Below are 12,193 nucleotides of genomic sequence, written 5' to 3'. Positions count from 1 at the left end.
ATTTGAAAAATTGAGAGTTACCCGTTTTGATAAAGGTGTCGAATCTTTTAATCAAAACAACCTAAAAGGTGGTAACTCTCATGTTGCATACTAACAACCCAATTATAAAACACAAAACTGGATTACTTAATCTTGCAGAAGAACTAGGTAACGTTTCAAAAGCCTGTAAAGTCATGGGCGTTTCAAGAGATACATTTTATCGATACCAAGAGCTAGTAGAGGACGGTGGCTTGGATGCGTTAATTGATAAAAGTCGTAGATCGCCAAACATTAAAAACCGTGTAGATGAAGTTACTGAGAACGCAGTGGTTCAATACGCTATCGATTACCCAGCTCATGGCCAGCACAGAACTAGCAATGAGTTGCGTAAACAAGGCGTCTTTGTTTCAGGCAGTGGCGTTCGCTCAATCTGGTTACGCCACGATTTAGAGAACTTCAAGAAACGCTTAAAAGCTCTAGAAGGTAAAGTTGCTGACGAAGGTATTATCCTCACCGATAGCCAAATCGCTGCGCTTGAGAAAAAGAAAAGCGATGACGAAGCTTGCGGTGAAATTGAAACAGCACATCCGGGTTACCTAGGCTCACAAGATACCTTCTATGTTGGCAATCTCAAGGGTGTTGGGCGTATCTACCAACAGACGTTTGTCGATACCTACAGCAAAGTAGCCTTCGCAAAGCTGTATACGACCAAAACACCAATTACTGCGGCTGACATACTCAATGACAAGGTTCTGCCTTACTTCGAGCAACACGAGTTGCCAATGTTACGCATTTTGACTGACCGAGGCACCGAATATTGCGGTAAGGTAGAGCACCATGATTATCAGCTCTATCTGGCAATTAATGATATCGACCATACGAAAACTAAGGCAATGTCGCCTCAAACCAATGGTATCTGCGAGCGATTCCACAAGACGATACTTAACGAGTTCTATCAGGTTACGTTCCGTAAAAAGCTTTACGGTTCGCTAGAGGAACTTCAAAAAGATCTGGACGAATGGATGGCTTATTACAATAATGAGCGAACTCATCAGGGAAAAATGTGTTGTGGCAGAACGCCATTTGAAACATTGCTTGATGGAAAATCGATTTGGGCTGAGAAGAATTTAGCTCAAATCTAAACTGACAGTCACCGATTGAAAAACGGGTAACTGTCAGATCAAGTCTGAGCTAGTACAAATTAATTAATACAATTGGTGTAAAAAATCATACTTTCGCAGTTTTCGCACGCGCCATCAGGCATACCATAGTCTTTTACACATAAAAAAGCCCGACTTTTATAAGTCGGGCTACATTATGTTTGGTGCTTGACGATGTTCTACTTTCACATGGCAGCTGCCACACTATCATCGACGCTGTTTCGTTTCACTTCTGAGTTCGGCATGGGGTCAGGTGGTTCCAAAACGCTATGGTCATCAAGCAAATTCTGCTATTTTTTATTCTTATATTATAAAATTAGGTGCTTGGCGATGTTCTACTTTCACATGGCAGCTGCCACACTATCATCGACGCTGTTTCGTTTCACTTCTGAGTTCGGCATGGGGTCAGGTGGTTCCAAAACGCTATGTTCACCAAGCAAATTCTTAGTGCAAATGTTTAATGACATCGTGCATCGCACGAGCATTCCATTTGCGCAAGGTGAATTGATTTCGCGATACCGCTTAGTCGCTCACCTTGTTTAATTCTAAAATTCGGAAAATTATGATAATTCGTAAAACACTACTTTAGTAATACTAACTTCTAACGTGTAAAACCACTTTGGCGTTGTATGGTTAAGCCTCACGGGTAATTAGTACTGGTTAGCTTAACATGTCACCATGCTTCCACACCCAGCCTATCAACGTTGTAGTCTTCAACGGCCCTTCAGTTAACTTAAAGTTAAAGTGAGAACTCATCTCGAGGCTCGCTTCCCGCTTAGATGCTTTCAGCGGTTATCGATTCCGAACGTAGCTACCGGGCAATGCAATTGGCATCACAACCCGAACACCAGCGGTTCGTCCACTCCGGTCCTCTCGTACTAGGAGCAGCCCCTCTCAATTCTCAAACGCCCACGGCAGATAGGGACCGAACTGTCTCACGACGTTCTAAACCCAGCTCGCGTACCACTTTAAATGGCGAACAGCCATACCCTTGGGACCGACTTCAGCCCCAGGATGTGATGAGCCGACATCGAGGTGCCAAACACCGCCGTCGATATGAACTCTTGGGCGGTATCAGCCTGTTATCCCCGGAGTACCTTTTATCCGTTGAGCGATGGCCCTTCCATTCAGAACCACCGGATCACTATGACCTACTTTCGTACCTGCTCGACGTGTCTGTCTCGCAGTTAAGCTGGCTTCTACCATTACACTAACCGTACGATGTCCGACCGTACTTAGCCAACCTTCGTGCTCCTCCGTTACTCTTTGGGAGGAGACCGCCCCAGTCAAACTACCCACCAGGCACTGTCCTCAATCCCGATAAGGGACCTAAGTTAGAACATCAACACTACAAGGGTGGTATTTCAAGGTCGGCTCCACACAAACTAGCGTCTGTGCTTCAAAGCCTCCCACCTATCCTACACATGTAGGGTCAATGTTCAGTGCCAAGCTGTAGTAAAGGTTCACGGGGTCTTTCCGTCTAGCCGCGGGTACACAGCATCTTCACTGCGATTTCAATTTCACTGAGTCTCGGGTGGAGACAGCGTGGCCATGGTTACACCATTCGTGCAGGTCGGAACTTACCCGACAAGGAATTTCGCTACCTTAGGACCGTTATAGTTACGGCCGCCGTTTACCGGGGCTTCGATCAAGAGCTTCGACCTAAGTCTAACCCCATCAATTAACCTTCCGGCACCGGGCAGGTGTCACACCGTATACGTCATCTTACGATTTTGCACAGTGCTGTGTTTTTAATAAACAGTCCCAGCCACCTGGTCACTGCGGCTGACTTCAGCTCCAAGCGCGAAGCTCTTCACCTAATGTCAGCGTACCTTCTCCCGAAGTTACGGTACGATTTTGCCTAGTTCCTTCACCCGAGTTCTCTCAAGCGCCTTAGTATTCTCTACCTGACCACCTGTGTCGGTTTGGGGTACGATTCGAAATAATCTGAAGCTTAGAGGCTTTTCCTGGAAGTAGGGCATCAGTAACTTCACCACCGTAGTGGCTCGTCTCGTGTCTCAGCCTTAGCAACCCGGATTTTCCTAAGTCGCCAGCCTACACACTTTCACATGGACAACCAACGCCATGCTTACTTAGCCTGCTCCGTCCCCCCATCGCAATTATTCCAAGTACGGGAATATTAACCCGTTTCCCATCGACTACGCTCTTCAGCCTCGCCTTAGGGGTCGACTTACCCTACCCTGATTAACATGGGATAGGAACCCTTGGTCTTCCGGCGTGCGGGTTTTTCACCCGCATTATCGTTACTCATGTCAGCATTCGCACTTCTGATACGTCCAGCATACCTCCCGGTACACCTTCAACCGCTTACAGAACGCTCCCCTACCCCGCGAACAAAGTTCGCAGCCGCAGCTTCGGTGGTATGTTTAGCCCCGTTACATCTTCCGCGCAGGCCGACTCGACTAGTGAGCTATTACGCTTTCTTTAAAGGGTGGCTGCTTCTAAGCCAACCTCCTAGCTGTTTTAGCCTTCCCACATCGTTTCCCACTTAACATACACTTTGGGACCTTAGCTGGCGGTCTGGGTTGTTTCCCTCTTCACGACGGACGTTAGCACCCGCCGTGTGTCTCCCGGATATTACTTTACGGTATTCGGAGTTTGCAAAGGGTTGGTAAGTCGGGATGACCCCCTAGCCTTAACAGTGCTCTACCCCCGTAAGTATTCGTCCGAGGCTCTACCTAAATAGATTTCGGGGAGAACCAGCTATCTCCCGGTTTGATTAGCCTTTCACTCCTAGCCACAGGTCATCCCCTAACTTTTCAACGTTAGTGGGTTCGGTCCTCCAGTTGATGTTACTCAACCTTCAACCTGCCCATGGCTAGATCACCGGGTTTCGGGTCTATACCTTGCAACTAAGCGCCCAGTTAAGACTCGCTTTCGCTACGGCTACCCTATACGGTTAACCTCGCTACAAAATATAAGTCGCTGACCCATTATACAAAAGGTACGCAGTCACCCAACAAGTGGGCTCCTACTGCTTGTACGTACACGGTTTCAGGTTCTATTTCACTCCCCTCACAGGGGTTCTTTTCGCCTTTCCCTCACGGTACTGGTTCACTATCGGTCAGTTGGGAGTATTTAGCCTTGGAGGATGGTCCCCCCATATTCAGTCAAAGTTTCACGTGCTCCGACCTACTCGATTTCACTTTAGATAAGTTTTTGTGTACGGGACTATCACCCTGTGTCGTCAAACTTTCCAGAATGTTCCACTAACTACACTAAAGCTTAAGGGCTGGTCCGATTTCGCTCGCCGCTACTTTCGGAATCTCGGTTGATTTCTTTTCCTACGGGTACTTAGATGTTTCAGTTCTCCGCGTTCGCTTCATACAGCTATGTATTCACTGCATGATGACCCAAAGGGCCGGGTTTCCCCATTCGGAAATCCTAGTCTCAAGCGCCTCTTACTGGCTCAACTAGGCTTATCGCAAGTTAGTACGTCCTTCATCGCCTCCAACTGCCAAGGCATCCACCGTGTACGCTTAGTCACTTAACCATACAACCCAAAATAGTTTTAGGTTGATAATCAAAGACTGATTTCAACTTCGCCAGAAGTTAATATTGAATACTAAAGTAGATGCTAACTAATCAAATGAATGATTAATTGGCATTGTTTTACTTTTGAAAACTCTTTATAGATACGAATATCTATAAGAATTTAATTATCAGCTTTTCCAAATTTTTAAAGAGCAATATTAATCAGTAAGTTACCTTACCAACTAACAATCATCTGTGTGGACACTTCGAACAAATAAGTTCTAAATCGTATAAGGAGGTGATCCAGCCCCAGGTTCCCCTAGGGCTACCTTGTTACGACTTCACCCCAGTCATGAATCACTCCGTGGTGAACGTCCTCCCGAAGGTTAGACTATCCACTTCTGGAGCAACCCACTCCCATGGTGTGACGGGCGGTGTGTACAAGGCCCGGGAACGTATTCACCGCGGCATTCTGATCCGCGATTACTAGCGATTCCGACTTCATGGAGTCGAGTTGCAGACTCCAATCCGGACTACGACGTACTTTAAGTGATTCGCTTACTCTCGCAAGTTCGCAGCACTCTGTATACGCCATTGTAGCACGTGTGTAGCCCTACACGTAAGGGCCATGATGACTTGACGTCGTCCCCACCTTCCTCCGGTTTATCACCGGCAGTCTCCTTAGAGTTCCCGACCGAATCGCTGGCAACTAAGGATAGGGGTTGCGCTCGTTGCGGGACTTAACCCAACATCTCACAACACGAGCTGACGACAGCCATGCAGCACCTGTATCAGAGTTCCCGAAGGCACCAATCCATCTCTGGAAAGTTCTCTGTATGTCAAGTGTAGGTAAGGTTCTTCGCGTTGCATCGAATTAAACCACATGCTCCACCGCTTGTGCGGGCCCCCGTCAATTCATTTGAGTTTTAACCTTGCGGCCGTACTCCCCAGGCGGTCTACTTAATGCGTTAGCTTTGAAAAAGTTGTCCGAGGACCCCAGCTTCTAGTAGACATCGTTTACGGCGTGGACTACCAGGGTATCTAATCCTGTTTGCTCCCCACGCTTTCGTACATGAGCGTCAGTGTTGACCCAGGTGGCTGCCTTCGCCATCGGTATTCCTTCAGATCTCTACGCATTTCACCGCTACACCTGAAATTCTACCACCCTCTATCACACTCTAGTTTGCCAGTTCGAAATGCAGTTCCCAGGTTAAGCCCGGGGCTTTCACATCTCGCTTAACAAACCGCCTGCGTACGCTTTACGCCCAGTAATTCCGATTAACGCTCGCACCCTCCGTATTACCGCGGCTGCTGGCACGGAGTTAGCCGGTGCTTCTTCTGTCAGTAACGTCACAGCTAGCAGGTATTAACTACTAACCTTTCCTCCTGACTGAAAGTGCTTTACAACCCGAAGGCCTTCTTCACACACGCGGCATGGCTGCATCAGGCTTGCGCCCATTGTGCAATATTCCCCACTGCTGCCTCCCGTAGGAGTCTGGACCGTGTCTCAGTTCCAGTGTGGCTGATCATCCTCTCAAACCAGCTAGGGATCGTCGCCTTGGTGAGCCATTACCTCACCAACTAGCTAATCCCACTTGGGCCAATCTAAAGGCGAGAGCCGAAGCCCCCTTTGGTCCGTAGACATCATGCGGTATTAGCCGTCGTTTCCAACGGTTGTCCCCCACCTCAAGGCATGTTCCCAAGCATTACTCACCCGTCCGCCGCTCGTCATCTTCTAGCAAGCTAGAAATGTTACCGCTCGACTTGCATGTGTTAGGCCTGCCGCCAGCGTTCAATCTGAGCCATGATCAAACTCTTCAATTAAAAGTTTTTTTGAAACGCGTTCGCAATGGAACTAAGTTTCGTGCTCATTGAATTCTGATTTTGATTTCCTAAGAAATCGAATTGACTGTGTTGAAACAAGTAAACTTGTTTCCGTTGGTCACTCAGTTCAATTGAGACTCTAAATTTGTTTGCGTCCCTACCGAGGTAGTTCTGCTGTTAGAACTCAATCTGTACGAGTGCCCACACAGATGATTGCTTCATATTTTTAAAGAACGTTTCGAAACACTTTAGCGTCTCGAGGGGTGTGCATTCTAAGCATTCCCATTTTTTTGTCAACACTTAATTTTAAGTTTTAAAATTAAGTTTTACTCGACTCTAACCCGTTGTTGCTTTGCTTAAGTTGCTCAGCGCTCCGTGTCAGTGGGTGCGCATTATAGGCAGCCAAAATATTTCCGCAAGCGTTTTTTTACTAAAACTTGAAAAAAAAACACACTTCGGATAAGAAACACACAAAAGCACCTAAAAATGAACGTTTAATAGTATCTACAAAGTTTCTTTTGTATGACTTTTATCCAGCGGGGAATTAAGTATTGTTGAAATATACCAAGATGCAAATTATTTTTGAAAAAAGTACACTGCTATCATTTGAGTGTACTTTTACATATTTTGATTAGTACAGAAGACTGTATAGTTTCCGTCTGTAAGAAACAGCTAAAGTATCACCACTTGGCAGTGACGATATTATTTCTAAAAAGTCCTGCTTAGCAGACATGAAGTTCATATCTCTTTTCAGAATACTCAACAAAAGCGCTAGCGCTTCTTCTTTCTTGCCTGCCTCTGCAAGCACATTTGCCAACTTCAGTTTTATATCATCATTTTCTGGTTCTGATTCTAACGCTGCACTAAGCATTTTTATTTCTGGAGACTCTTGAGCCTGCTTTGCTTGTTCTAACTTTGCATGTAGATTTTGGAAATATGCATCTTGCTCTGTCTCTGTTACTGAGTCTAAGAGGGCTTGTGCATCATCCAACTTTTGGATCTGAATACATATATTGGCCAATACGAGCTTGACTCGCGTGTTATTAGCATCGATATCATATGCTTGCTTTGCAAAAGCAAACGCTGTGTTCAAATCTTCATCTGCAAGCGCTTGTTTAGCTTGATCTAGAAGCAATATTTCTGGCTTTGGTAAGTGCTCAGCTAACGCCTTTTTTATATCATCTTCACTTTGAGCGCCTGGCAACATATCAACCGGCGCACCATTTTTGAGTAAGACTAGGGTTGGCAATGCTTGCAAACCTATTTGCTGAGCGAGTTGCGACGCTAGAGCTTGCTGCATATCACAATCTACAGTTGCTACCAAAATATGCGACTCATAGCTAGAAGCTAAACTTTTCAGTATATCTGCTTGCGCCATGCAGTCAGGATTTTGCGCACTAAAAAAAGTAAGCAAAATTAGTTTATCTTGGTTCTGCTCTGCGAGCACTTGCTGTATGTTTTCGCTCGTTAATTGAATTTGGTTACTCATACTCTGCTTAAATATCTGTTTGCTGGTTTTAGTTTTATATTGAGGCAAAGACACTAATTACAAGTTCAATTTTGTGTCTTCGTGATATTTTTCCTACGTTTTTTGAAACGAGGTTTGTTTCGTGGCTTTGAGAGCCCTTTGAAACTGATACCTTGTGTTATGTTCGCTGTTGAGATAACTTCTCCAATTTGAACAATAAGTGGCTCCATAAAGTTTTGATAGTTACACTCTTTATTCGCTATTTTGGCTAAATGCGATTCCCATAATGCGGTTCTATCAGGTAAGGTCAAGGCTTCGGGTAGCATATTAATCATCGCTTGCCCAATATCACTGCTTTTTATTAGTTTACCTTCACGCTTTAAAAAGCCACGCTTAAAAAGCAATTCAATGATCCCTGCGCGGGTTGCTTCTGTTCCTAATCCGTCAGTCTCTTTTAGAATTTTTTTTATTTGTACGTCTTTTACATATCTGCTGATACCTGTCATCGCTGCCAGCAATGACGCATCGGTGTAGTATTGAGGTGGCTGTGTATGCTTTTCTTGTACTTGTGCATCCTGGCAAAGTAATGGCTGACCTTCAGCTAAGGGGGGCAAAAAAACGGACTCTTGCTCATCACTTAGCCTTTTCCTTCCAAACAATGTTTTAAACCCTTCATTGGTTACTTGTTTAGCTTTAGCAATAAACAGCCCGCCAGAAATCAAAATTTCAGCCACCGTTTCATTATAAGTATATGCTGGGTAAAACTGGGCAAGATACATTGTACAAATGAGTTGATAAACCTGTTGCTCGTTGTGTCCAAGTTGAGCCGATTTTAATTTTTTACTCGTCGGGATTATCGCATGATGTGCAGCAACTTTATTATCGTTCCAACATTTAGACTTAATCGACAAATCAGCATTATTCAGTTGGTTTTTTTCACATCCCTGATTATTTTCCACAGCCGATAGTACTTGTTCTTTTTCGTGATAATGCGCGCTTGGCAAATAACGATTATCAGAGCGTGGATAAGTGATCAACTTATGTTTTTCGTAAAGACTTTGGCATACGTCTAGCACCTGCTTTGCCGACATACCAAAACGTTTATTCGCATCTATTTGCAGCGCAGACAAATTATAAGGTAGAGGCGCAAACTGTTTTTTTGGTTTTTTAGTTAATTTAACAACTTCAGCTGGCTGCCCTGTTATTCTTGAAGCTACATTTTCAGCCAGCCCTTTAACTAACACCCGCTTTTCATCATCCATATATGGGCTGCAAGCGTCACTAGGTTGCCACTTAGCCATTAGAGGCTCATTCTTGTCAGTGATTAGATGCGCCGAGACTTCGTAAAAAGGCTTTGAGATAAACCCTGCTATTTCTTTGTCTCTTTTAACCACAAGCCCTAATACTGGCGTTTGCACTCTTCCCACCGATAACACACCTTGATAGCCTGTTTTTTGTCCTGCTAACGTATATGCCCGGGTGAGATTCATACCATACAACCAATCAGCTCTCGCTCTAGCAAGAGCTGACACACTCAAAGGTACAAATGACTGATTAGACTGTATTCCTGTCATGGCACGCTTTACCGCGTTCACGTTAAGGTCACTTATTAATAATCTCTGGACGTTCTGTTTTTGTGCGTTTGTTAAACCAACATGCTGGAGTACTTCATCGACGAGCAACTGCCCTTCTCTGTCGGGGTCGCCAGCGTGAACAATCGTGCTTGCACGTTTAATTAACTTTTTGAGTACACCAAGTTGCTTTTTAGTTTTAGTCTTTGCTTTGAATTGCCAAGTATCAGGCACAATTGGTAGGTCTTGAAACTGCCATTTTTTATATTTCGGATCATAATCTTCTGGTTCGGCTTGCTCCAGTAAATGTCCTATACACCAAGAAACAATACTGCCATCACCTACCTCGATAAAGCCGTCTTGCTTTTTGTGTGGCTTGGGTAAAGCATCTGCAATTGCCCTACCCAAAGAAGGTTTTTCAGCGATATAAAGTTTCATGGATAAATCGAGCCCAATAACTGTATGAATAAACAGTTATCATAAATTATACCGTTCAATAATGCCAGTATGTATAAGCACAACGGCACTGCGTCTCTCATAGGCACGCAGTGTCTGATTTATCTGGTTTTGAGAAGATTTAATTGCGTATGCTTTTGCTCAACAATTTGGGTCATCTTACTCGCAGCCTGTTCTACTTGATCTGCTAATTGCGAAAGCTCCACTGCAGCATCAGCAATCCCTGTTGTGTTAGTATTAATTTCTTCAGTTACAACACTTTGCTCCTCTGCCGCTGTTGCTATTTGAGTTACTTCATTTGAGATATTCGACAACATCGCTACCATGCTTCCCATCGCATCTGCAGACTCCTTACAATAAGAGACAGCTTGTTCACCTTGAGCAACTGAACTCTCTATAATGTTCTCTGATTGATGAACTTCATGCGTTAAGTTATCTATCAACTTACTAATGTCATTAGTTGAGTCATGTGTCTTAGAAGCCAACGCTCTTACCTCATCAGCAACCACTGCGAAACCACGACCTTGCTCTCCGGCTCTTGCAGCTTCAATGGCAGCATTAAGTGCCAGTAAATTAGTCTGCTCAGCGATTGCTCTGATCACGTCTAATATCTGTGAGATATCTGCGCTTCGCTCTACTACTTTTGTGATTGCGTGCTTTGCATCTGACACTTGAGACGCCATTGCCTGTACCGTCTCTGTGGTTTTTACAATACTAGACTCACTCATTTGTACTTGATTAGCAGCTTCGTTAACGCTTTGCGCAGCTTGTTCTGAGGAGCGGGCAACTTCGGATGCAGTTGCACTTAGCTCATTGATGGCTGCCACAACGCTATCAATCTCATTATGTTGGTTTGCCACTTTGTTTTTAATATTTATGGCCAACTCGGTCGTTTCAAATGACTGTTGATAAGATTGCTCCGCAAGTTTTTTAAGATCATCAATCATATTACGAAGCTTGTAGGTAAATGAGTTAAACCCATTCGCCAACGCTATCAACTCACCGTGACGACTAACCTCTAGCTCATGAGTTAAATCGCCCTCACTACTTGCTAGGTTTTCTATTCGCTGCTGAATATGTGTCAACGGTTTAATAATTGTATTGATTAATATCATTGCGACTAAAATACCGATAGCCGCAATGATAACACCAACCACTAACATAGTTTGACTCAGCGAGTCAGCTGATTCTTCAAGCTCAGTAGCCAAAGACGTTGCACGCTCAAGTACCACTTCCTTTGGCACTTCTATTAACAATGACCAAGTAGTATTTGCCAACTTAATCTTAATTGGAACGGCTACTGCTATATCATCGCCAATTTCAATAGGATCTTCAGAATTGTGCAGTCCCATTAGTTTTTGAGCACGCGCCTGTGGCATTGACTCTTTGAGTGGTCTTGCTAACTTATCATAGTGGCTAGCACCAACAACGAGACCCAATTCACTAAGCAGTGTTACCTTAGCCGCACCTTGATAAAGAGAGCCTGATAGCTCTTCTACTTGCTGCTGGAAAATCGGCAGGTTAACATCTACACCAACCAAACCCACAAACCGTCCACTCGCTTGCACTGGTACTGTTAATGAAGTCATTAACGTCCCATCATATAAGTATGGCTCCATGATGCAGGGCGAATTTTTATCACGTGCGCATAAATACCATTCAGCTTCTCTCAGCCCAAACTCGTTTCTAGAGTCCAAATACTTATCTGCAGCTGAAGCTACTGTTTGTTGGGTAACACCAGCAGAATCTCGGGTAAAGTAAATCTCTAAAGTTCCATCTTTGGCGACTGAATGACTTGCTCCAGTACTGTACTGGTTATCTAGGTTATCATATCCATTTGCCTCAAACTGGGCATACATAGAAGAAACAAATTGGTTTTGCTTCAAAGCACCAGCAACTGCTTTTTGCACAACTTCACGCGGCAGAGGCTGAGATTGTGCGCTATCGTTTAAAACCCCCGCAAATGTATAAGGCACTCGGTATGCTTCATTAACAAAGCCTGCGATACGCTGAGCATAAAAGTTACCTTGAGCAGTTAAACTTCGTTGCGCCTCATCATATATTGCACGTTGCACTTGTCTATTTTGCTTTTCATTTTGGGCACCTAAATTTAGCCACATATATAGTGTAAGCAGCATGACCAACGTGGTAACTAAAACACCGACAAACACAAGTAGCTTGCTTTTTATAGATGTATGATTCATGAGTTTCCTTGTAAAAATGAAAACAAACAGCTTGAT

At 44.4% G+C, this 12,193-nt stretch carries 4 protein-coding genes and 4 rRNA genes; 1 reads left to right on the top strand and 7 read right to left on the bottom strand.

Annotation, left to right across the window (positions count from 1 at the left end):
* Positions 1-80 precede the first annotated feature (80 nt).
* On the top strand, positions 81-1,121 hold the full coding sequence (locus GDK41_RS04540) for an IS481 family transposase (protein WP_152085062.1): 1,041 nt from the start codon (positions 81-83) through the stop codon (positions 1,119-1,121).
* A 184-nt stretch (positions 1,122-1,305) separates the two neighbouring features.
* On the opposite strand, the gene rrf (GDK41_RS04535) is transcribed toward GDK41_RS04540, so the two are convergent.
* From rrf (GDK41_RS04535) to GDK41_RS04505, 7 genes are all read right to left on the bottom strand, one after another.
* A 5S ribosomal RNA gene (rrf, locus tag GDK41_RS04535) occupies positions 1,306-1,420 on the bottom strand.
* Positions 1,421-1,461: 41 nt separating this feature from the next.
* Positions 1,462-1,576 (bottom strand): 5S ribosomal RNA (gene rrf, locus GDK41_RS04530).
* Positions 1,577-1,768: 192 nt separating this feature from the next.
* Positions 1,769-4,653, bottom strand: a 23S ribosomal RNA gene (locus GDK41_RS04525).
* Positions 4,654-4,925: 272 nt separating this feature from the next.
* Positions 4,926-6,458 (bottom strand): 16S ribosomal RNA (locus tag GDK41_RS04520).
* Together the 16S, 23S and 5S rRNA genes form the textbook arrangement of a ribosomal RNA operon.
* A 631-nt stretch (positions 6,459-7,089) precedes the next feature.
* Positions 7,090-7,947: a tetratricopeptide repeat protein gene (locus GDK41_RS04515; protein ID WP_152085292.1), complete on the bottom strand. Its 858-nt coding sequence runs from the start codon at positions 7,945-7,947 to the stop codon at positions 7,090-7,092.
* A gap of 65 nt (positions 7,948-8,012) precedes the next feature.
* The gene (locus tag GDK41_RS04510; RefSeq protein WP_152085291.1) at positions 8,013-9,935 is read right to left on the bottom strand and encodes a DNA topoisomerase III; all 1,923 of its coding nucleotides are present in this window, start codon (positions 9,933-9,935) and stop codon (positions 8,013-8,015) included.
* 119 nt (positions 9,936-10,054) lie between these two features.
* Positions 10,055-12,157 carry a methyl-accepting chemotaxis protein gene (locus GDK41_RS04505; RefSeq protein WP_152085290.1) on the bottom strand — a complete coding sequence of 701 codons (2,103 nt, stop codon included), beginning with the start codon at positions 12,155-12,157 and terminating at the stop codon, positions 10,055-10,057.
* Positions 12,158-12,193 lie beyond the last annotated feature (36 nt).

Source organism: Pseudoalteromonas sp. A25 (assembly GCF_009176705.1).
Lineage (GTDB): Bacteria > Pseudomonadota > Gammaproteobacteria > Enterobacterales > Alteromonadaceae > Pseudoalteromonas.
This window is presented reverse-complemented; position numbering and strand designations above follow the sequence as displayed.